The following is a 22,761-nucleotide window of genomic DNA, read 5'->3' on the forward strand; positions in this document are numbered from 1 at the left end:
CCGTGGGGCCGAGGGCTACAGCGCCAGATAGCGCTGCCGAATGTTGTCGTTGGCCTTCAGCTCTTCGATGGGAGATGTGTAGACGATTTGGCCCTTGTCGATAACCGTCGCGTGGCTTGCAAGGCCAAGGCAAAAATGCATGTTTTGCTCGGCGATCAACACCGTGGCGCCGGTTGCGCGAAGCTGCCGCAACAGTTCGCCGATTCGTTGCACGATGATCGGTGCCAGCCCCTCGCTCGGCTCGTCCAAGAGCAGCAGCGCTGGGTTACCCATCAGCGTCCGCGCGATGGCCAGCATCTGCTGTTCGCCGCCCGACAGCCGTCCCGCGATCCGATAGCGGAGCGGCTCGAGCAGCGGGAACACGTCATAGATCCGCCGGATCGACCATTCGTCCTCACCGTTCGGCCCCTTCTTCTGGCCGATGACGAGGTTGTCTTCCACCGTGTGCTCCGGGAAGATTTGGCGGTCCTCGGGGACAAAGCCGAGTCCGGCGCGGGCGATGCGATGCGGCCGCATCCCGGAGACGGTCTTGCCGTTCAGCGTCACCCTGCCGCGACGCGCCGGCGCGAGCCCCATGATCGCCTTCATTGTGGTGGACTTGCCGGCGCCATTGCGGCCAAGCAGCGCCATGGTCTCGCCCTGCCGCACCGACAGGCCGACGCCGAACAGGATCTGGCTGGTGCCGTAGTAGACGTCGAGGTCCTCGACCTGCACGACTGGCAAAGCGCTCATGTCACGGCCTCGGCATGGTCCTCGGTGCCGAGATAAGCCTCGATCACCGCTTCGTTGCGCCTGATGGCATCAGGTGTGCCAGTCGCAAGGATGCGGCCGTAGCAGAGCACGACGATCCTCGGCGCGATCTTGAACACGATGTCCATGTCGTGCTCGATGAAGACGACCGTGATCTTCTGCGCCTCCCAGAGCTCCCGGACCTTGTCGATCATCCGCCAGCGCTCTTCGGTGCCCATGCCGGCGGTCGGCTCGTCCAGCAGCAGTACCTTTGGCTCGAGCACCAGCGCCAGCGCGATATCGAGCAGCTTCTGATCGCCATGCGACAGTGTCGCGGCGGTGCGGTGGCGCTTGTTGGAAAGGCCGAGCAATTCCATCGCGTGCTCGGCGCGATCCCGCGTCTCGACGAGCGGGAAACGCCGGTGCAGCACGGTCGAGCGGCGCTGATCCGCGCAGACCGCTGCGAGCATGGTCTCCTGCACGGTGAGCGAAGGAAAGATGCTGGCGACCTGGAACGCCCGTCCGATGCCGTGCCGCACGATCTCGGGCGGCGACTTGCCGGCGAGATCGACGCTATCGAGCAGGACCTCGCCGGCATCCGGCCTGAGCGCGCCCGTGATCAGGTTGAAGAATGTGCTCTTGCCGGCACCATTCGGACCAATCACGGCTGTGAGCGAGCCATCGGAAAAATCCAGCGAAACATTGTCCGTCGCTTTCACCCCGCCGAACGACTTTGAGAGCCCGCGAATATCAAGCATGGCTAGCCGCGCTCCCCTGGCCCGTCGCGCCGCTGCGCATACCACTCGAGCACATAATCCATCAGGCCCTTGCGCAGGCCAATGGCGAAGAACAGGATCACGACGCCGAGCACGATGCCATGATATTCCGTGTAGCGGGTGACGGTATCGTTGAGGATCAGCAGCAGCACCGTGCCGACCATCGGCCCCAGGAACGTGGTGACGCCGCCGAGCATGTTGATGAAGATGCCCTCGCCCGAAATCGTCCAGTAGGCGAATTCGGGATAGGCGCCGGAGACGAACAGCGCCATCACCATGCCGCCGGTGGACGCAAACAGCGCCGCCAGCACGAAGATGGTCAGCTTGGCGCGCCAGACATCGATGCCGATGAAGCTGGCGCGCCGCGCATTGTCGCGGATCATGCGCAGCGTATAGCCGAACGGCGATTGCGCGATCTGGCGCATCAGAAGCAGGCCGAGCACCAGCAGCGCGCAGCTTGTGATGTAGAGATGCACATGATTGGCAAGATCGATGCCGAAAAAAACCGGCCGTGGGATGCCGCCGCGCAAGCCCTGGTCGCCGCCGGTCAGCGACGCCCAGGTCAGGATCGTCGAGTGGATCAGCATCTGGAATGCCAGCGTGACGAACGCGAAGTAGATCTCCTTCAGCCGCACGCAGATCGCACCGATAATCGCAGCGAAAACGGCGGTGATCGCGAGCGTCGCCACAAAAGCGACCGGTATCGGCACGCCGGTGCGCTGCATCAGCAGGCCGAAGCCATAGGCGCCGAGACCGAAGAACATGCCGTGCCCGAACGAGATCATGCCGGTATAGCCGACGAGCAGATTGAGCGACGTCGCGAACAGGCCGAAGGCTGAACAGCGGATCACGAAATCGAGCAGCGCCTTGCTGCCGAAGAAGAAAGGCAGCGACGCCAGCACCGCAAAGGCGACCAGCGCAATCAGAATGTCGCGATAACGCGAGCGGAACGAGCGCGTTTCGATGCGCGGCGTAGTCAAGGTCTCCGACGCGCGATCAGCCTGCAGCTCGGTCATGCGACCTCCTTGCCGAACAGGCCGGTCGGCCGTGACACCAGGACGATCACCATGAACAGGTACATCAGGCCTTCGGTGAACAGGGGAAAGCCGAGCGAGCCGAACGAGCGGATCAGGCCGATGAGCAGAGCTCCGATCAGCGCGCCCAGGATCGAACCCATGCCGCCGATCACGGTGACGATGAAGGATTCGATCAGCACTGAAAATCCCATTCCCGGCGTCAGCGAGCGCACCGGCGCCGCCAGTGCGCCGGCGAGCCCAGCGAGCATGCCGCCGAGCGCGAACACGCCGCCATAGAGCAGCCCGGTATTGATGCCGAGCGCCGACACCATGCCCGGATTGTGGGCGGCCGCGCGGATCACCTTGCCGATCCGGGTGCGGGCAAGCCCAAGGCCAAGCACCAAGGCGGCGGCCAATGCGACCCCGATCAGCAGCAGGTAATAGGGCGGCACGACGCCGCCGGCGATGAACAGCGGTGGCACCTGGAACGCCGATGGCATGCCCATCGACTTGAATTCAGGCCCCCAGATCATGCGCACGACGTCGTCGAAGATCAGCACGAAGGCGTAGCAGACCAGCAATTGCATCAGCACGTCGGCGCCATAGACGCGGCTCATGAACACGCGCTCGAAGATCAGGCCCAGGAGCGCCGTGCCCGCCGCGCCGCAAAGCATCGCGAGCGCAAAGCTGTCCGTGAGCTGGTAGGCCGTCATCGCGAAATAGGCGCCGAACATATAGAAGGCGCCGTGGCTGAAATTGACCACCTTGAGCACGCCGAAGATCAGCGTCAGCCCGACGGCGACGAGAAACAGCAGCATACCGATAATGAGGCCGCTGGTGGTTTGCGTCACCAGGCAGGCCGGACTGGCGAGGCAGCCAGCGAGCGCGTCTATATCCAATGCAGTATTTCCATCTCAGCGCGCCGAAACCGTCGGCGCGCAACTCGCCAAACGTGACGTATGTGGAAGCGGCCCGCCCGCCTCCACTCACAGGCCGGTCAGGTGTAGCCCTTGCTCTTCTTCCACTCGGCTTCGAGCTCAAAGATGGTCTTCCAGTCGCCGGCCTTCACCTCCGGCACATAAGGTTCCTGCGGGATCGTGGTGCCCCAGCCGATGGCGTAGCCGACCAGGGTGTTGTCCTCCGCGCGCATCGTCACTGTGCCGTCGGCGCCGAACGGGCATTTGATCGTTAGCCCGCGCAATGCTTCCGCGACCTTCTTGCCGTCGGTGGAGTTGGCTTTTTTCACCGCCTCGGCGAGCAGCATCACCGCAGTCGCGTTCTGCCACGACCAGTTGGTCGGGTACTCGTTGTACTTCGCCCGGTAGGCATCGCCCCACGCGGCATTCTCCGGCGTCTTCGGGAATGTCTTGATGTAGCGGTTGCCGGAGTGAATGCCCTTCGGCAGGTTCTTCACCACCGTGAGCGCGGTGTAATCAGCCATGTTGACGGCGAAGACCTCCATCTGCGTGAACAGCGCGTAGATGTTGGCCTGGTCGATATAGGACGTCAGATCGCCGCCCCACAGGCACGTATACAGCGCCTGCGGCTTTGCCTGCAGGATCTTCGTCACCACTTCGGTGTAGTCAGGCTGGAACAGCTTTGGCCATGACTCGCTGATGATCTCGACATCGGGCGCAAAGCGCTTGAGATAGAGCGCGAATTCGCCGGTAGTATCGCGTCCATAGGCATAGTCCGGCGAGCAGGTCGCCCATTTCTTCAGGCCCTTGGCCTTCGCGATTGCGGCCGCATAGCTGCCGCCGATGATCGAATCATGAATGCCCTGCCGGACGCAGCGGAACGCGTTCGGAATGTGCTGCTTCGGATCCGCGGTCAGCGAGGAGGCTTCCGAGCAGGTGTGGATGCAGAGCACGCCGAGGTCGCGCGCCACTTCGTGCACCGCGAATGATCCGGACGAGGCCTCGCCGTCGAACAGCATCTCGCAGCCGTCGGTGTTGACGAGTTCGCGCGCGACGCGGGCTGCTTCCTGCGGCTGGCCCTTGGAGTCGCGGATCACCATCTCGATCTGCCGGCCAGCCAGGCCGCCCGCGGCGTTGACCTTCTCGACCTCCAGCAGCACGGCATTGCGCGAGGACGTGCCGAGTTGCGCGACGCGGCCCGACAAAATCGTCGGCATGCCGATCTTGATGGTCTTGGCCTGCGCTCGCGCCACCCATGGCGCAGCGATCGTCACCGCACCGGCGCCCATCAGCGCCAGAGTCGCACGGCGGCTGACGCCCGGTTGACGGGTTCTCTTCATTCTCCCCTCCCAGTCGGGTTGTCGTTCCCTATTCCCTTGCCGGAGATCATCTCGTCTCCGTGGACACAAGGATTTCAGAGCAAGGGGGGTGACGTCAAGCCAAAGATGAATTACGAGTCACAGTTCATCGGGGAAGGAAACGAGGCCGAAACGACCCTTTGAGCGGCAGATGATCAACCTTTCGAGCTTCATCGCCTTTCATGCCAAGCGGACACCTGATCGGTGTGCGCTGAAATATCGCGGCGTGGACATTTCCTACGGCAACTTCGACGAGCGCATCCGCCGGGTGGCCGGGTGGCTCGCCTCTCGCGGCATCGGTCCCGACGACGTCGTGGCGGTGCTGATGAAGAACAGCGCCGCCTATCTCGAACTGGTGTTTGCCACCAGCCATATCGGCGCGGTGCTCCTGCCGATCAACTATCGCCTCTCTGCCGATGAGGTCGGCTACATCGTCGGCAATGCCGGCGCGCGCATCCTGATCGCGGATCAAGAGCTTGCCGCAACCACGGCGGGTCATGCGCCAATCGTATTGCTGGATGAAGCCGCGCAATCGACTGCCACGCAGCTCGCGCCCGATATCGCACCCGCGCCGATGCATGTCCGCCGACCGCAGGACCTGATGCGGCTGATGTACACGTCAGGCACGACCGACCGCCCCAAGGGCGTGATGCTCAGTTACGAGAACATGTACTGGAAGTCGGCCGACCAGACGCTGGTGCTCGGCCTCAATGCGGATACGCGCCTGCTTGTCGTCGGCCCGCTCTATCACGTCGGCGCCCTCGATCTGCCTGGAATCGGTGTGCTGTGGCACGGCGGCATGCTCTCGGTCCATCGCGACTTCAAGCCCGAACAGGCGCTCGCTGCGATCGCAGCGGAGAAGCTGAACGCTGCGTGGCTCGCCCCTGTGATGACGACCGCGATCCTCACTTGCCCCACCCGTGACCGTTACGATGTCTCAAGTCTCGCATGGGCGATCGGCGGCGGCGAGAAAACGCCGGAGGTGCGCATCCGCGCCTTCTCCGACTGTTTCAAGAATGCCCGCTACATCGACGCCTATGGTCTGACGGAAACCGTCGGCGGTGACACCTTCATGGAGCCGGGCCGCGAGATCGAGAAGATCGGCTCGACCGGCCGCTCTATCGCCCATGTCGAGATCGAGATCCGAGACGATCAGGGCAATCGGCTCCCCGCCGGCGAGAACGGCGAGATCTGCCTGCGCGGACCGAAGGTCACGAAAGGATATTGGCGGGATCCGGAGAAGACCGCAGCCGCCTTCTTCGGCGACTGGTTCCGCACCGGCGATGTCGGCTATCTCGACGAGGAGGGCTTCCTCTATCTCACTGACCGCAAGAAGGACCTGATCATTTCCGGCGGCGAGAACATCGCCTCCTCCGAGGTCGAGCGCGTCATCTATGAAATGCCTGAGGTTCGCGAGGTCGCCGTCATCGGCGCGCGCGATGAGCGCTGGGGCGAGAAGCCGGTCGCGATCGTCGTGCTGGCGGAAGGCGCTGCGCTCGATCTGCCCGCCCTCACCGATTACTGCCGCACCCGGCTCGCCAGCTTCAAAGTGCCGAAACAACTGATCATCCGCGACAGCCTGCCGCGCAACCCTTCCGGCAAGGTGCTCAAGCGCGTGCTGCGCGCCGAACTGGAGACCGCTACATGACCCAAGCACCGCACGCTGCTCCCATCAAGATCCCTAAGCTGAACCGGGTCGAGCGCAACGCCTGGACCAAGCAAAAGATCTTCGACGCCGCGACCAAGGTGGTCGGCAAATATGGCTACGCCGAAGCCTCCGTTGCCCGCATCACCGAGGAAGCCGGCGTCGCGCAAGGCACCTTCTACAATCATTTCGAGAGCCGGCAGGAGCTGCTGGAGCAGCTCCTGCCGAAGATTGGACTGGACATGGTGCGCTTCATCCACGCACGCACCGGCACCGCCCACACCGCGCGGCAGGAGATCGAGCGCTTCACCGCCTTCTTCGATTTCATCCTGGAAGTGCCGGAGTTCCTGCGCATCCTCAACGAAGCCGAATTCTTTGCACCGATCGGCTACCAGAAGCATTTCGACAATATCTCGATCGCCTATGTGCGCATCCTCGGCCGCGCGCGGAAGGCCGGAGAGATCATTAATTTCAGCGACGAGGAGTTCGAGGCGATCGTGCAGATGCTGATGGGCGCGCGCGGCTATCTCAGCCGCCGCTATTCCTACACCGACGGCAAGGTCACCGCCCCGCCCGATCATGTGATCTCGGCCTATCGGAAGCTTGTGACCCGCGGCCTGTTCAACAAAGCAAGTCAGGAAAATGGTCATGAGCGCTGACGGCCTCGTTCTCGTCACCGGCGGCAGCCGCGGCATTGGCGCCGCCACCGCCACGCTGCTTGCCGACCAGGGCCAGCGCGTCGTCATCGTCGACATCGCGCCGGAACCGCTGGTCGGGACCGATGCGATCCTCTGGCCCGCCCCGTTCGATGTCGCGAGCGAAGCGACCGTCACCGCCGGCGTTGCCGACATCGAGGCCGCGCATGGGCCGATCACCGGCCTTGTCAATGCCGCCGGCGTGTTCGGCAAGATGCATCGGATCGAGCGGGTGCGGATGGAGCAATGGGACCGCGAGGTCAACATCGACCTGCGCGGCACGTTTCTGGTCGCCCGCAGCGTCGGCGTGCGGATGGCCGCGCGGCGAAACGGCGCCATTGTCAATGTCGCCTCAGTCGCCGGCATGACCTCGGGCCCGATTCACGCCTATACCGCGGCGAAGGCCGGCGTCATCCAGATCACGCAGACGCTTGCCGCCGAATGGGGCCGGGTCGGCGTGCGCGTCAACGCGGTATCGCCGGGTTTCACCCGCACGGCGATGCTGGAAGCCGGCATCGCCTCGGGCGCGCTCGACAAGGAACTGCTGTCGCGGCCATCTGCCATGAACCGGCTGGTCGAGCCGTTCGAGGTGGCGCAGGCGATTGCCTGGCTGCTTTCACCAAAGAGCAGCGGCGTCACTGGCATCAACCTGCCTGTCGATGCCGGCTTTATCGCGGGGTCAACATGGGCCGCCTATGGCGGATTGCCGGAAGCACCGGAAGCGTGAGGACAACAGCATGAACATCGAGATGCCGCGCAAGAAACTCGACCTGGCTTCCGCAATCGCTGAAGGCGACATCCGCGTGCTGTTGATGGTGCTCGTGCACATGACTGGCGATGAGCGCTGGCTGGAACCACCGTACAAGCCCAAGCGCGACGTGCGCCTGATCCCCGATCCGGACGCCGGCGTGCCGAAAGAAATTCAGGACGAAATCCGCGCCGCGGTCCTGAAGCTCTATGAGAACGGCGAGCCCAAGCCTGTTATCACAGATCCCGGCAACGAATTGATGCTGAAGATGATGAGCGCGACGCTCGGCGAGCCCGTTGCGCCGGAATATGCGCCGCTGATGCGCGAGGAAATGGGTTTCATCCCGCGCGATGCGCGCTGGGCCAAACGTCCATCGGACGAGAAGCTCGCCGAACAGCACGTGCTGATCGTCGGCGCCGGCGTCTGCGCGATTGCGCTCGGCGTCGCGCTGGACCGGCTCGGCATCCCCTACACCATCGTCGAGAAAGAGGACGAGATCGGCGGCACCTGGTACGTCAACCGCTATCCCGGTTGCGGCGTCGATACCCCGAACCACTCCTATTCCTTCTCGTTCGGCGAGCGGAACCAGTGGACGCGTTATTTCGCGCCGCGCCAGGAACTGCTCGACTATCTCTTGAAGGTGGTGCGCGAACACGGCATCCGACGCCATGTCCGTCTCAACACCGAGCTGATCGCCTCACGCTGGGACGACAACAAGCGGCGCTGGATCTCGACTCTCAAGACCGAGAAAGGAGAAGAAACTTTTGAATCGACCGCTCTCGTCAGCGCGATCGGCCAGCTCAACGACCCCGCCCCGGCCCATTTCAAGGGCGAGCAAGATTTCCAGGGCCTCGCCGTGCATTCGGCGCTGTGGTCCGACGATATCAATCTCGACGGCAAGCGCGTCGCCGTGATCGGCACCGGTGCCACCGCGATGCAGCTCGTGCCTGCCATCGCCGATCGCGTATCGTCGGTCACGGTCTATCAGCGCACGGCGCAATGGGCACGCCCGGTCAAGGGTTACTCCGACCCGATCACCGAAGGCGCGCGATGGCTGCTCGCGCATTTGCCCTTCTATGTGCAGTGGTACCGCTTCAACATGTTCTGGCGCTATGGCGACGGCCTGCTGCCATTCCTGCGCAAGGATCCGAACTGGCCGCATCCGGCGCGCGCCGTCAACAAGGGCAACGACCGGCACCGGCAGGAGCTGACGGATTTCATCCTGTCCGAGCTCAAGGATCGCCCCGACCTGATCGAAAAATGCGTGCCGACCTATCCGCCCTATGGCAAGCGCATCCTGCTCGACAACAACTGGTTCAAGACGCTGACCAAGCCGAATGTCGAGCTGGTCACCGATCCGATCGATCATTTTGCGCGCGACGGCATCGTCACGGCAGACGGCGAGCAGCGTGCGCACGACATCATCGTCATCTCAACCGGCTTCAGGGTTTCGGAGATGGCGGCGCGGCTCAACATCACCGGGCGCGGCGGCAACAATCTCAGGGATGTCTGGGCCAACGATAACCCGACGGCCTATCTCGGTTTGACCGTGCCAAACTTCCCAAACTTGTTCCTGATGCTGGGCCCGAACTCAGGACCTGCGCATGGCGGCAGCGTGATTTTCCAGTCGGAATGCCAGAGCCGCTACATCTCGGCTTGCCTGGTCGAGATGATCGAGAAAGGCATTGCCGCCATCGATGTCAGTCAGGAAGCCCATGATCAATACCTCCGCAAGGTCGATGCCGAACATGAGCAGTTGATCTGGACCCATCCGGGCATGACGACCTATTACCGCAACAGCCGCGGCCGCGTGTTCTCGGCCATGCCCTGGCGCTTCGTCGATTATTGGGCGATGACTCATGATCCCGATCTGAGTCAGTATCGACAAACCAAACGTGCAGACGCCTGAGAGCCACCACGATCAGGGAGGGCCAAGGATGGAAAGGCCGCGCGTACGCATCTACACTGACTACAAAAGCCCTTACGCCTTCGTCGCCAACAAGCGCCTGTTCGAGCTCGAAGAGCAGCATGGCGTCGAGTTGGAATGGCTGCCCTATACGCTGCGGATCCCGGAATTCATGGGGACGGTGGAAGAGCGCACCCCGCATTTCTGGCGCAAGGTGCGTTACGCCTACATGGACGCGCGGCGTTTCGCTAACGCGCAGGGCCTGACGATGAAAGGGCCGCGGCGGATTTACGACGCCTTCTATTCCAGCGCCGGCATGCTGTTCGCCCAACGCCAGGGCCTGTTCCGGCCGTACCACGACACGGTCTTTCGCCGCTTTTGGAACCATGATCTGGAGATCGACGAACTATCTGATATCGCTGGCGTGATCGCGACGATCGGCGGCTCGGCGAAAGAGTTCGAGGAATATGTTCATGGGCCCGCGCGAGCGGAACATGATCGGATCGTCGAGGAAGCGGAGGCGCTCGGCGTGTTCGGCGTCCCGACCATGGTGTTCAATGGCGAGCTGTTCTGGGGTGGCGATCGCATCGACTTGCTGATCGAGCGCATCAAGGATCCGACCTCCATCGCGATAGCGCTTGGCAGCCGACATAGGAAATGATCCTGCACTTCAAGGTTCCCTCACTCGGGGAACCGCGACTTCACTTGACAGCCTCCAATATCTGCCGCAGCATTTTGCTGATGCACCTGTCGGGGTGCTGGAGCTTGGCTCCCGGCCTTGCAGGGATTGCCGGTCGATTATGTCGTCGGGCGGCAAGCAGAGGATACGGACAGATGTCCGTCGGGCCACTCTTGGAGAGGAGCATGACGCCACCGGGACAGTCCTGTGACCTTGCTCAGCGGCAAGGTCTCGGCGCAGTTGAGGCGAACAGCAGCTGCTAGCCGCATTGCGCCGTCGACAATCTGAACATATCCACCGGATGGGAGCGCAAAGGCCACGCGCTTTACGATCCAGAGTTATCCTGGTGTCTACCAGAATCCTTCGCTAAAACGAAGATGCAGGGCCCCGCGATGCTCCAATGCACCGGGGCCCATTAATTTGCAGGGTTGAGGCGTCGAGGTCTGCCATCCAGATCCGGAACCGAACTCCTCTTCGCGCGCTAATTTCGCTCGAACCGAGGGAGGTCATGATGAAACGCTATCTGCTTTGTCTCGGTTTGGTTGCGTTGCTCGCGGCTGTCTGCCCTGCCCTCGCCCAAAGCACGAGAACCGGTCCGGCATTTTATGTTGTGCTCAACTCGCTGACCAAGAGTTGCTCGGTTGTCGACAAGACGCCCAAGACGGATACCCCGAACATCACGGTCGCAAGCGACACGGTTTACAAGAGCCGGGCCGAGGCGGAGGAAGCGATCAAGACCTTGCCGTCCTGCTCGCGATAGCTGGTTCGCTAGATGAAACCGAAGGCGATCAGTTCGCAGCCAGATGCGCCGAGCACTCCGCGCGCTCCAGCAGCGGTGGATCCGATCAGGCGATAGCGTCCTTCGCTCATGACTGACTCGCTTCCTCGCGCAACGGCCGGAAGAACTCGCGCACCTCGCGCACGAACAACTCGGGCTGCTCAAAGGCGGCGAAGTGCCCGCCCTTCGGCATCTCGCTCCAATGACAGATGTTGGTGTAGCTCGCCTCCATCCACTTTCGAACCGGCGTGACAATCTCCTTGGGAAAGACGGCGACGCCGGTCGGCACGGTGACCTTGTGCGCGGTTCGCCGTTTCGATCCGAAGCTTTCCCAATAGAGCCGCGCCGAGGAAGCCGCGGTGGCGGGCACCCAATACAGCATGACGTTGTCGAGCAGTTCGTCGCGGGACAGGATGTTCTCGGGATGCCCGTCGCAGTCGGTCCAGGCCCAGAATTTCTCGAGGATCCACGCGGCCTGACCGCTCGGTGAATCCGTCAGCCCATAGCCGAGCGTTTGCGGGCGGGTCGACTGCTGCTTCGAATAACCGGAATCCCAGTCGGCGTAGTATTTGATACCGTTCAGCGCCCGCACCTCTTCCGGCGTCGGCTGTCCCTCGACATTGGGCCGCGTCGCCATCGCCAGCGTGATGTGAATGCCGGCGCAATGCACAGCGTCTTGCGCGCCCAGCGCGGTCGTGACGGCCGAACCCCAGTCACCTCCTTGCGCGCCGTATCGTGCATAGCCAAGACGTTCCATCAGCACGGCCCAGGCCGCGGCGATGCGATCGACGCCCCAGCCGGTTGCACGCGGTTTGCCGGAGAAGCCGAAGCCCGGCAATGACGGACAGACCACATGAAACGCGTCGGCCGCACGGCCACCGTGCGCGGTCGGGTCGGTTAGCGGCTCGATCACCTTGTGGAATTCGACCACCGATCCCGGCCAGCCATGGGTGATGATCAGCGGCAACGCGTTCGCATGCGGCGAGCGAACATGCAGGAAATGGATGCCAAGTCCGTCGATCTCTGTCGTGAATTGCGCGAAGCGATTGAGGCGCGCTTCGCGGCTGCGCCAGTCATATTCGTCGGCCCAGTAGCGGCAGACCTCCTGGATCCACTTCAGCGGAGCGCCTTGGCTCCAGTCTTCGACCAGCTCGGCCTCGGGCCACCGCGTCCGGCCGAGCCTTGATTTGAGATCTTCGAGCACATCGTCACCGACCGCGATCCGATAGGGTTGTATCGCTGTGCTCATGGCCCGCTCCTCCAAACGACACGCTCAATATCGGAGAAAAAGCAGGCCATGCGCAAGCCGCATGGACAGGCCGCGGCCCTCCCCTCGGCGATTACGCTTCCGGATCCGGGCAGGCGATCTCGACGCGGCATCCCGCGCCCGGGTGGATCGTCAGCCGGAAGCCGTGCAGCTTGACGATCGCAGCCACCAGATTGAGGCCGAGGCCGACGCCGGGCGTGTTGCGCATCTTGTCGGACCGATAGAACCGCCGCAGCACAGCGTCGCGCTCCTCTGCCGTGATCCCGCTACCGGTATCGACAATGCGGATCACGGTTTCATTCCCGTTGCGCAGCAGTTCGATATCGACCTTGCCGCCTTCCGGCGTGAACTTGATGGCGTTGTCGACGAGATTGGTGACCGCCTCGATCAACAGGTCCCGGTCGCCGCGCACGTTGAGCTCGTGCTCCGCGTGGACCGTCAGCACGATATTCTTGTTCTCCGCGATCGGCTCGTAGATGTCGCAGACCTCCCGCAACATCTCATGCAGCCGCACGATGCCAAAGCCGGCCGACCGCCGGCTGTTCTCGATCTCGGCAAGCCGCAACAGTGCAGTGATGATCGTCAGCGACTGATCAATGCCTGCGATCGCCTTATCCGCGACCGTCTGAAGCTGCTCCAGCGACGTAGCATGGGTGCGGCCGCGCTCAAGCGCGAGTCTTGCGCGGGTCAGCGGCGTCCTGAGATCGTGGGCGATGTCGTTGCCGACGCCAGCCAGCGCGTTGATCATCGTTTCCATCTCGTCGAGCATGCCGTTGACGATGACTGCGAGCTTGGAGAAGGGCTCGCTGCCATCGCGATAGGGCAGCCGTTCACGCAGATCGCCCGCGATAATGCGCTGGACGCGCTGGTTGACCTCCTCGACCTGCCGTTGCGCCCGCACGCTCAGCCACGCGCCGGCCAGAAGACAGATGATGAATGCCGGCAACAATCCGAACGCGAGCGCTTCGCCGACGACGTGGGAGATTTCCTTGGTCTCATCGACATTGCGTGCAATCGCCAGAACGTTGCCGTTTGGCATGCGCTTTGCGATCGCGCGAACTGAATGATTGTGATCCGGCTGGTCTACCCTCGCCGCGGTGACGCTCTGCGCCGGGGCGTCGATCTTGAGACCGGCCGGAAGACGCTGCATGTTGCCGGCCAACCTCCGCCCGTCCGAGCCAAACACCCCTGCAAACTGAACGCCGCGCGAATCCTGCCGCAGATGATCTTCAATCGCGTTGAGCTGGCGCTCCATCGGCAATGTCGCCATGAAGGCGATCTGACGGCCGAGCATGCGGTCGGTCCGCTCGATCAGATAATTGTCGATCTTCACATAGATGAAACCGAACAGCGCGATCATGAAGACGGCAAGGACGCCGGCCACCGCAAGGGCCCAGCGAAAGCTGTTCGACCGAATGAATTGCCACTGGCCCATCGTGTTCGGATGTCTCTGCATGAGATCAACGGCCATCGATCGGAGCGCGCAATATCTCAGGAGGCCGCACGGAGAATGAAGCCGGCACCGCGGACATTCTGGATCATCGGAGTCTCGTCCGGCCCGTCCACCTTGTGGCGCAGGCGGCCCATATGCACATCGACCAGGTTTGTCGCCGGGACGAACTTGTAGTTCCAGACTTCTTCAAGCAGCATGGCGCGCGTCAGCAACTGGTCGCTGCGTCGCATCATGTATTCGAGCAGGCGAAATTCGCGCGGCAACAGATCGATCACCCGATCGCCGCGCCTGGCACTGCGCTCGATCAGGTCGAGTTCGAGCTGCCCCACTCGCAGCAATGTCTCGCGCGATTCCACCGGCCGGCGCAGCAGCGCCTCTATCCGCGCGATCAGTTCCACGACGGCAAAGGGCTTAGTGAGATAATCATCGCCGCCCATGCGCAGGCCCCGCACACGGTCGTCCACCGCGCCGAGTGCACTTAGCACCAGCACCGGCGTGCGAACCTGCTCTTTCCGCAAGGTCTCGATCACGCTGAGCCCATCCATTCCCGGCAACAAGCGGTCGACAATCATGGCGTCAGGCCGCAGATTGCGAGCCTTGTCGAGGCCTTCTCGACCATTGGCCGACCATTCGACCTCGAACCCGCGTTCAGCGAGTTCGGCCGTAATCTCCTCGGCGGTCTCGCCGTCATCCTCGATCAAGAGCACCTTTGTCATCAATCCGTTCTCGACAACACCCTGCCGGAGGCCGGCCCGCGCCGCTGGCAGCGTGCGTCCGCCCTCCGCTCAACCAACATAGGCTCGGCGGCGGAACCACGCCATTAAATTGCATTTTAGGGAGGGGTTTTGCTGCCGATCCGGGCGGACCGCGGAGAGAGATCAGGAAACGGCCTGGGTCCTGAGGGTCACACGGCTGCCGTCGGCCAAGTCGACCGACGGATTGAGGATCACCTTGTCGCCCGCTTTAACACCGCTGTTGATCTCCACTTGCTGACCGAGGTCACGCACGACGTTGACCTTGTGCAGATGCGCCACCCCGCTCTCGACCACGGCGACCTGCAGGCCGCCTTGATTGAAGATGATTGCATCCGCAGACACTTTGAAGCTCGGCGTCTTGCGCGGGATGCGCAGTTCGATCGTGCAGTAGATGCCGGGCGTGAGCGCGCCGTCCGGATTCGGGATATCGACCTCGGTCAACAGCGTTCGCGAACCCGGCTGCAGCGCATCGGCGATCCGCGTCACCTTGCCGGGGAAGGTGCGGTCGGGCAGTTCCGGAACGTGCACGATGGCATCGATCCCCGCACGTACTCCGAACGCCGCATCCTGTGGAACAAACACCTGGGTGCGGATGACATTGCTCTGCATGATCGTGAACATGAACGTGCCGCTGGTCGCATCCGCCTGCACCAGGCTGCCGACGTCGATATTGCGCTGGGTGATCACGCCGTCGAAGGGTGCAACGACGTGCTGGTAGATCTTCTGCTGATGCAACACCTGCACCTGCGCTTCCTCGGCGACCACATTGGCCTGCGCGACCGAGACCGCGGCCTCTTGCGCCTTCAGCGTCTGGGAGTCGATCGTTCCCTGCTGCGCGGTGAGCCAGCCCTTCTCCACCAGCGGCTTGTCGCGGTCCCAGGTCACCTTGGCCAGTTCCCTGTTGGCCTGCGCCTGCTGCAGCGCAGACCTGAGCTGCCCGAGCGTCGCCTCAGCCTGTGCGATTTGATGGTCGAGTTCCGGCGCAACGATCTCCGCCAGCAATTGCCCTTCCTTGACATGGTCACCGATATCAACCTCGCGCTTGGCGATATAGCCGCTGGCGCGCGCGAAGATGTTGGCGGAGGCAAAAGCCGAGGTGGTTGCAGGCAGGTTCACGACGTCGATCCCATCGCTAGGCTCGACGGTCGCCACACGAACGTCCGGGACGAGATCGTGGCGCTGTTCGGCCGTGGCCATGGTCTGGCGATATTGGGCGTAGTGATTCCATCCCCCGAACGCCAGTGCGGTCCCTCCGATCAGCCCCAGGGCCACGCCCACAGTCCGGCCAATCCACCGTCTCGAACGGCCATGCCGCACCGGCGCCGGATCGCTTTTGCGATCCCCGGGCGTCGGCTCGATTTTCAAAGGCCGATTGAAATTCATTCCAGCACCTCGTCGAATACCCCGTGATGTTTTTCGCCGTCATTGCCCTTGCGCAGCACGGCAAACAGATAGGGCACCACCAGCAACGTCGTCGGCGTCGCAAACAGCAAGCCGCCGATCACCGCGCGCGCAAGCGCGGCATTCTGCTCTTCGCCGGCCGCCCCGATCGCCATCGGGATCATGCCCACGATCATTGCGGCCGCGGTCATCAGCACCGGTCGGATCCTGGTATGCCCGGCCTCGATCGCAGCCTCGAAGGCAGTCTTGCCGGCAAGCTGCTGCTCGCGGGCAAAAGTCACCAGCAGGATCGAGTTGGCCGATGCCACACCCACCGCCATGATCGCTCCCATCAGCGACGGCACGTTCAGGGTCGTGCCGGTCACGAACAGCATGGTCAGGATGCCACAGAGCGTCGCGGGCAAGGCCAGGATAACGACGAAGGGGTCGCTGAAGTTCTGATAGTTCACCACCATCAGCATGTAGACAAACACCGCGGCAAACAGCAGGCCGATGCCGAGATTGACGAACGAGCTGTTCATGCTGTCGATCTGGCCGATCACCTGGATCGAATTGCCTGGCTTCAGCTGCTTCTGCAGATCCCCGACAATATGGCTGATCTGGCTGGCGACGCTGCCGAGATCACGGCCTTGTGTGCTGGCATAGGTCTCGTAGACCGGCTGAATATTGGCCTGGTTGGCATTGGTCGGAACGCTGCCGCGCCTGAACGTGGCGACGTTGCTGAGCAGGCCAGGCACGGGTGTATCGGTCAGCGACGCCAGCGTCGTGGAAACCGGCGTGTTGCCGAGATCGCTGACGGACGAAATCCTGCTCTCGGGCGTCTGCACCGCGAAGTAGTATGGAATGCCGGATTTGGGATCGGTCCAGAAATTCGGCTGCACCTGCTCGGACGAGCTCAGGCTGACATTGAGATTGGTGGCGATCGTGTTGGCGTTCAGGCCCAGCTGGGCCGCGCGGGTGCGATCGATGTCGGCATAGAACGCTGGCCCGTTGACTTCCTGCTGCAGATGCGCATCCACCACGCCAGGGATATCAGCGATGCGCTGCCGCAGTTCCTGTGCGACCCGCAGATTATTGTCCTTGTCGTAGCCGACCGTACGGACATCGATCTGCGCCGGCAGTCCGAAATTGAGGATCTGCGTCACGATATCCGCCGCCTGGAAGTAGAACGTGTCCTCCGGAAAGGCCTTGGGCAGCTCCTCGCGCAGCTTGCGCACATAGTTCGCCGTCGGCGCGTGGCCTTCCTTGAGCGCCACAAGGATCACGCCGTCATTGACGCCGATGGTCGAGCCGTCGCTGAAGGCGAGGTTATACGGCCGTGCCGGCAGCCCGATATTGTCGACGATCAATTCGCGCTGATCGGCCGGGATGATTTCGCGGATCTTGTTCTCGACCTGCTGAAAGACGCGCTCCGTCGCCTCGATCCTGGTCCCGGCCGGCGCGCGGACGTGAAGCTGAATCTGTCCGCCATCAATCGCCGGGAAGAAGTCTCGGCCGACCATCGGAAACATCACGCCGCCCAGCAGCAGCACGAATCCCATGCCGATGGGAATGATAAAGCGGTGGTTCAAGAGTTCGGTGAGCCAACGCGAATAGGCATGGCGTATGGTCTCAAAACCGCGCTCGAACGCCGCATGGAAGCGCGCGAACAAGCCGGTCGCCGCCGCTCCTGGTGCGCCGTGATGTTCGCCCTTGAGCAGAAGTCCGATCACGATCGGCGTCAGGGTTCGAGACAGACCGTAGGAAGCCAGCATCGCGAACACGACGGCGAGCCCGAGCGGCGTGAACAGGTACTTTGCCGGCCCATCCAGGAACACCACGGAGGTGAAGACGCAGCTGATCGCGAGCGTCGAGACCAGGGTCGGGACGGCAATGCCGGCGGCGCCGTGCAGCGTCGCCTGTGGCAGCGGCATCCCCTCCTCGGTCAGCAGCCGATGGGTGTTCTCGATCGTGACCGTCGAGTCGTCGACGAGAATGCCGACCGCGAGCGCCAGACCGCCGAGCGTCATCGTGTTCAAGGTTTCGCCGAGGAAATAAAGCACGATCAGCGAAGTCAGGATCGAAAGCGGGATCGAGATCATGACCACCACGGTCGAGCGCCATGATCCCAGGAACAGCAGGATCATCAGCGCGGTCAGCGCCGCCGCAATCGCGCCCTCGCGCAGTACGCCCGTGACCGACTCTTTGACGAACACCGACTGATCGAACAGTTCCTTGATCTGCATGCCCGGAGGCGCCGCGGCGCGCGCCGTCTGCAACGCCTGGTGCACAGCATTGACAACCGAGAGCGTGGAGGCATTGCCGTTCTTGATGATGCTGAGCAGCACCGAGCGCCGGCCGTTCTGCCGCACGACGTTCTGCTGCACCAGCCAGCCGTCATGTACCTGCCCGACATCCTTGACGAACACAGTCGCGCCGTTCACCACCTTGATCGGAATATTGTTGAGGTCGTCGATGCTCGGCGGCGTTGCATTGGTGCGGATGGCATATTGCGTCTTGCCGAACTTCGCCGTGCCTGCCGGCAATGTCAGGTTCTGGGTATTGACGGCATTCACCACGTCGAGCGGCGTCAATCCCTTGGCGAGCAGCTTTTCCGGATCGATATCGACCATGATCTGGCGGTACTTGCCTCCCGCTGGCGTCGGCAGCGTAATGCCGGGGATCGGCGCCAGTTGCTGGCGGATGCGATAGATGCCGTAGTCGTAGAGCTGCTGCTCACTGAGCGTGTCGGAGCTCAGGCTGATCTGCAGCACTGGAACGCTCGAGGCGTTGAACTGCACCACCACCGGCGGCTGGATCCCCGGCGGCATCAGGGCGCGGATCGAGTTGGTGGCGGAGACGATCTGGGCGATGGCGAGATCGAGATTGACGTCGGGCTGGAAGTAGATCTTCTGCACCGACAACCCCGCCATGGTCTGGGCTTCGATGTTCCTGATGCCGTTGACGTTGGAGCTGATCGAATACTGGCTGTAGGTGGTGACGCGCTGCTCCATCTCGGGCGTGCTCAGCCCGGTGTAGCTCCAGATCACCGTCACCACGGGGATGTTGATTTCCGGAAAGATGTCCGTCGGCATCTTGTAGCTGGCGACGGCACCCAGAAAAAGGATCAGCGCAGCGACCACATAGAACGTATGTGGAAACCGCAGAGCGAAGCGAACGATACCCATAATCGGTCCTTAACCGCGCGCCGCTCTGCCGGTCCTCACACAAGCAAGCGGCGCGCCTATTTCAAATGCACCTGCACGACGTGACCGGGCTTGTCCGGAACGCCCTCTGTGATCACCAGATAACGTCGTTGAATTTTGTCTTCGCCATGCCCCGTGCGCCGGCGAGGCTCGAGAGCCGACATCCTCATTTGTTTCGTCCCCTACTGCATATGCATCGTGTGGCTAGACATCGCGTCCGGTGATTGCATGGCAGGCATCGTATCCGACTCTGGCGTAGGCGCAGTACCCGGTTGCGTCGGCGCCGCAACCGACGGCGGCAACTCCTCGCCAATCGCAAGCCGCATCGCCGCAATCTCCTGCTGCTGGGTCACGACAATCTCCTGCGCGAGATGGCGAAGCTGCTCGTTATGGCCGTAGCGAAGGACAGCCTTCGCCATGTCGATCGCGCCTTGATGGTGCGGAACCATCATCGCGACGAAATCACGGTCGACATCGCCGGTCGGCTTGATCGTCATGTCCGCCATCATCTTGTTCATGGCGGCATCATTTTCTGAAAGGAAGGGCTGCTCGTCGGCGTAGTCGGGGCGATCGGCCACATATTGAACCGGCATGGCCCCGCGAACGTGATATGCCCTGGTGGGATTCTGGGCCAACACGAACGACGTCGCCGCCACGGTGGCCGTCGTCGCGAGTGAGATCACGCGTTTGCGAACGAAAGAACGTGACAGCACGATCATACATGCCTCCAAGCAAAACCTGGCGCTGCGTGGAGCGACCCACGATCCGACCTCTTCCATTTCCGAATACCTCTAGTGGGTAGTCCGCCCGAACAAGCCCAAAGACGCCGCGTCGCCGACGCCATTCAAGTGGCGGTCGAACATCCCATTCTCAACTAAAAAACGATTTAGGGTTTCGACGGCGCCGATTGGATGTCGGATCGCATCAACAAGCTGCTACGATCAGCCAACATTCGGTGATGGCGCGGATCGCAGCACTCAATATCCGGTGAGTTGGCGAGGACTTTTCTCCTCACGCGATGAAGCCGCGTCGAAAATCGCGCGAGCCAAATCTTAATCAGCTATGCGCAGAAGGCCGATCTGTTCATTCAATTGTGATTGCGGACGCTCGCGCACTTGTGATGACCAGCACACCTGTCTTCCTATGCGCCAGAACAGGCTAGCCGGACGATCGCACATCGCAGTGCTTGTTGTTTCAGGATATGCGCGGCAACAGATTCGTTGCGCTGATTTCGACGACGTCAGAGAAACGATGATGCCAGAGCCGGGCTCTCGGCAAGCGCATGCGCGGTATACTCCAGCGCGCTCCTGACCTGCGGCCGATTGACGGGACCGCCGAGGCATATCCTGACCGCCTCGGGCGGCGATCCGTTGACGACGAATGCATCGCTTGCGACGACACCGATGCCGGTCGATCGCATATGCTCGACGAATGCTGAGCGCGTCCATGGCGCGGGCAGTGGGACCCAGATGTTGAAGCTGAGCAGATCCCCGCGATAAGAACCTTTCGGCAATATCTCCGCTGCCAGCCTCTGCCGCGCCGATGTCTCCGTGCGGATGAATCGCAGGATCGTGTCCGCGGTGCCGTCCTCGATCCAGCGCGTCACCAGCGACACTGTGAGCGGCGAAGCCATGACGGTTGCGGCACGAAGGGCCGAGGCGAACGGCCAGGCCGAACGCGTATCGGGGACCACGACATAGGCAGCGCGCAATCCAGCACCGATGCATTTCGCAAGGCCCGCAACGTGCCAGGTGAGATCGGGCGCAATCGCGGCAAACGGCGCGTGGCCGTGACCGTGTTCGGGGATGAAGCCGTAGGCGTCATCCTCGATAATCGGCAACTTGTGGCGTCGCGCGATCGCAACGATCTCGCGTCGTCGAGGGTCGGGAATCGTCAGCGTAGTCGGATTCTGTAGGGTCGGATTGAGATAGATCGCCTTCGGCTTCAGCTTCTTGCATGCGTCGGTCAAGGCCTGCGGTTCGACGCCGTCATCGTCCATCGGCAAGCCGACCAGCGTGATGCCGAGTTGCGCGGCGATAGCGCGTATGCCCGGATAGGTGATGGCCTCGCACAGCACGATCTCGCCGGGCTTTGCGAGGATCGAGAGAATGCCAAGCAGCGCCGGATGCGCGCCAGGCGACACGAAAATACGGCTCTGCGCCGGCACCAGCGCGCGCCGGCCGAGCCAACTCGACGCCGCATCCTTGTCGGCCTGGGTGCCGCCGAATCCCTGGTAGCGCAAAAGCGAGACGACATCGCGCATGACGTAGTCCGCCGCCGCCTGCATCCGCGCGATCAAGTCGGGATCATCAGGCTCGGGCGGCAGATTCATCGAGAGGTCGACCGGCCGCGGCGGAAAGGCCTGCACTGAGCGTCGCGGGCGCGGCTTGTCGCGGACGAAAGTTCCCTGCCCGACCTTCGATTCGATCAGCCCGCGCTTCTGCGCCTCGACATAACCGCGCGCTACCGTCGTGAAGTCGATGTCGAGCCGCTTGGCCAATTTGCGCTGCGGCGGCAATCGGTCGCCGATGACAAGCTTTCCGGCGGCGATATCATCGGCGATGGCGTCGGCAATCGCGAGATAGCGCGGCTTGTCACTGTTGGAGAGGTCGGGTCGCCAGTCGGTCATTTGCGAGATCTAGCCAGATGAGCTCAAAATTGACCGTATGTTGTTGCATACTTTTTCGCAATTGGGTTCGTAGTACTGCCATTCTTCCTGCGGGACTCGACGAGGGCGCCTGCATAGCAATCGAGCGCGTTGCACACTGCTGCTAGGCAGCTTTTTCTAACGGCAGAGAAACAATCCCTACAGTCCCGTCAGATATCCAGTCAACATTGACTGGATATTTGACAGCATATTGACTGCGTTGATGATTAATCGTGCAAACAGGCGCTTGGCACATTGATTGCAAATCCTGAAATCGATCCGGGAGGCCGGACGAGAGCAGGAGGTGCGCAATGCCCGCAGTAACGATGCCCGCTCGCCAGAAAGGCGATTTTCTTGTCGATTATGAGGAGAAGGTTTTCGAGGACGTCAAAGCCAAGCCCGGCGAGAAGGCGCTGGTGACGTTCCACACTGTCGCGTTCGAGGGCTCGATCGGTCTCGTCAACATCCTTCAGGCACTTCGGCTGAAGCGAAAGGGTTTTGACACCTCGATCCTGCTTTATGGCCCGGGCGTCACGCTCGGCGTGCAGCGCGGTTTTCCGAAGATCGGCGACGAGGCGTTTCCGGGCGCCCAGAACTTTACAACCAGCTCGCAAAATTCATGGACGAAGGCGGCAACGTCTACGCCTGCCGCTTCGCCTTGCAGGCGCTGTACGGCCATGGCGAGCCGTCGCTGATCCCGGGCATCCGGCCGATCAATCCGCTCGACGTGCTGGATCTGATCCTGATCCACCGCAACGACAACGCCTTCATGCTCCACACCTGGACGCTCTGACGCGGGGCGAGCG

The 22,761-nt window shown here is 62.3% G+C and carries 18 protein-coding genes and 1 pseudogene; 7 read left to right on the forward strand and 12 right to left on the reverse strand.

Annotation, left to right across the window (positions count from 1 at the left end; translation table 11 throughout):
* Positions 1–15: 15 nt before the first annotated feature.
* The 5 genes from AC5ZG5_RS21630 to AC5ZG5_RS21650 form a co-directional block, all read right to left on the reverse strand.
* Entirely contained in the window at positions 16–732 is a 717-nt protein-coding gene (locus AC5ZG5_RS21630) for an ABC transporter ATP-binding protein (RefSeq protein WP_456643167.1), read from the reverse strand.
* Entirely contained in the window at positions 729–1,487 is a 759-nt protein-coding gene (locus AC5ZG5_RS21635; protein ID WP_456643168.1) for an ABC transporter ATP-binding protein, read from the reverse strand. The genes AC5ZG5_RS21630 and AC5ZG5_RS21635 overlap by 4 nt, the downstream gene beginning before the upstream one ends.
* A 2-nt stretch (positions 1,488–1,489) precedes the next feature.
* Positions 1,490–2,521, reverse strand: coding sequence for a branched-chain amino acid ABC transporter permease (locus tag AC5ZG5_RS21640; protein ID WP_456643169.1), 1,032 nt, complete (start codon positions 2,519–2,521; stop codon positions 1,490–1,492).
* A complete protein-coding gene (locus AC5ZG5_RS21645) occupies positions 2,518–3,420 on the reverse strand; it encodes a branched-chain amino acid ABC transporter permease (protein ID WP_456643170.1) in 903 nt (300 codons plus the stop codon). Before AC5ZG5_RS21645 ends, AC5ZG5_RS21640 begins: the two co-directional genes overlap by 4 nt.
* 98 nt (positions 3,421–3,518) lie before the next feature.
* Positions 3,519–4,778 (reverse strand): ABC transporter substrate-binding protein, encoded by a 1,260-nt coding sequence (locus AC5ZG5_RS21650; protein ID WP_456643171.1) that lies wholly within the window; start codon positions 4,776–4,778, stop codon positions 3,519–3,521.
* A gap of 169 nt (positions 4,779–4,947) precedes the next feature.
* Between AC5ZG5_RS21650 and AC5ZG5_RS21655 the strand changes: the two genes are divergently transcribed.
* The 6 genes from AC5ZG5_RS21655 (at position 4,948) to AC5ZG5_RS21680 (ending at position 11,229) form a co-directional block, all read left to right on the forward strand.
* A complete protein-coding gene (locus AC5ZG5_RS21655) occupies positions 4,948–6,444 on the forward strand; it encodes an AMP-binding protein (RefSeq protein WP_456643172.1) in 1,497 nt (498 codons plus the stop codon).
* Positions 6,441–7,100, forward strand: a complete 660-nt coding sequence (locus AC5ZG5_RS21660) for a TetR/AcrR family transcriptional regulator (protein ID WP_456643173.1) — start codon at positions 6,441–6,443, stop codon at positions 7,098–7,100. The genes AC5ZG5_RS21655 and AC5ZG5_RS21660 overlap by 4 nt, the downstream gene beginning before the upstream one ends.
* Positions 7,090–7,863, forward strand: a complete 774-nt coding sequence (locus AC5ZG5_RS21665) for an SDR family NAD(P)-dependent oxidoreductase (RefSeq protein WP_456643174.1) — start codon at positions 7,090–7,092, stop codon at positions 7,861–7,863. The genes AC5ZG5_RS21660 and AC5ZG5_RS21665 overlap by 11 nt, the downstream gene beginning before the upstream one ends.
* Positions 7,864–7,873: 10 nt before the next feature.
* The gene (locus AC5ZG5_RS21670; RefSeq protein ID WP_456643175.1) at positions 7,874–9,793 is read left to right on the forward strand and encodes a flavin-containing monooxygenase; all 1,920 of its coding nucleotides are present in this window, start codon (positions 7,874–7,876) and stop codon (positions 9,791–9,793) included.
* A 28-nt stretch (positions 9,794–9,821) separates the two neighbouring features.
* Positions 9,822–10,451, forward strand: coding sequence for a 2-hydroxychromene-2-carboxylate isomerase (locus AC5ZG5_RS21675; RefSeq protein WP_456643176.1), 630 nt, complete (start codon positions 9,822–9,824; stop codon positions 10,449–10,451).
* A 529-nt stretch (positions 10,452–10,980) separates the two neighbouring features.
* Positions 10,981–11,229: a hypothetical protein gene (locus tag AC5ZG5_RS21680; protein ID WP_130223693.1), complete on the forward strand. Its 249-nt coding sequence runs from the start codon at positions 10,981–10,983 to the stop codon at positions 11,227–11,229.
* A 106-nt stretch (positions 11,230–11,335) separates the two neighbouring features.
* Here AC5ZG5_RS21680 and AC5ZG5_RS21685 read toward each other — a convergent pair whose 3' ends face one another.
* From AC5ZG5_RS21685 to AC5ZG5_RS21715, 7 genes are all read right to left on the reverse strand, one after another.
* The gene (locus AC5ZG5_RS21685) at positions 11,336–12,496 is read right to left on the reverse strand and encodes an epoxide hydrolase family protein (RefSeq protein ID WP_130223695.1); all 1,161 of its coding nucleotides are present in this window, start codon (positions 12,494–12,496) and stop codon (positions 11,336–11,338) included.
* A gap of 91 nt (positions 12,497–12,587) precedes the next feature.
* Positions 12,588–13,985: a sensor histidine kinase gene (locus AC5ZG5_RS21690; protein ID WP_456643177.1), complete on the reverse strand. Its 1,398-nt coding sequence runs from the start codon at positions 13,983–13,985 to the stop codon at positions 12,588–12,590.
* A 20-nt stretch (positions 13,986–14,005) separates the two neighbouring features.
* Positions 14,006–14,683: a response regulator transcription factor gene (locus AC5ZG5_RS21695; RefSeq protein WP_028164860.1), complete on the reverse strand. Its 678-nt coding sequence runs from the start codon at positions 14,681–14,683 to the stop codon at positions 14,006–14,008.
* 162 nt (positions 14,684–14,845) lie between these two features.
* Positions 14,846–15,994 carry an efflux RND transporter periplasmic adaptor subunit gene (locus AC5ZG5_RS21700; RefSeq protein ID WP_456643178.1) on the reverse strand — a complete coding sequence of 383 codons (1,149 nt, stop codon included), beginning with the start codon at positions 15,992–15,994 and terminating at the stop codon, positions 14,846–14,848.
* 107 nt (positions 15,995–16,101) lie between these two features.
* Positions 16,102–19,290 (reverse strand): efflux RND transporter permease subunit, encoded by a 3,189-nt coding sequence (locus tag AC5ZG5_RS21705; RefSeq protein ID WP_456643179.1) that lies wholly within the window; start codon positions 19,288–19,290, stop codon positions 16,102–16,104.
* A gap of 200 nt (positions 19,291–19,490) precedes the next feature.
* Positions 19,491–20,027 (reverse strand): DUF305 domain-containing protein, encoded by a 537-nt coding sequence (locus AC5ZG5_RS21710; protein ID WP_456643180.1) that lies wholly within the window; start codon positions 20,025–20,027, stop codon positions 19,491–19,493.
* Between the two features lie 521 nt (positions 20,028–20,548).
* Positions 20,549–21,937 (reverse strand): aminotransferase-like domain-containing protein, encoded by a 1,389-nt coding sequence (locus AC5ZG5_RS21715; RefSeq protein WP_130223701.1) that lies wholly within the window; start codon positions 21,935–21,937, stop codon positions 20,549–20,551.
* Positions 21,938–22,266: 329 nt separating this feature from the next.
* Here AC5ZG5_RS21715 and AC5ZG5_RS21720 point away from each other — a divergent pair.
* A pseudogene (locus AC5ZG5_RS21720) lies at positions 22,267–22,748 on the forward strand (MSMEG_0572/Sll0783 family nitrogen starvation response protein).
* Positions 22,749–22,761 lie beyond the last annotated feature (13 nt).

The sequence above is a fragment of the Bradyrhizobium sp. Ses1 genome, from assembly GCF_059512365.1.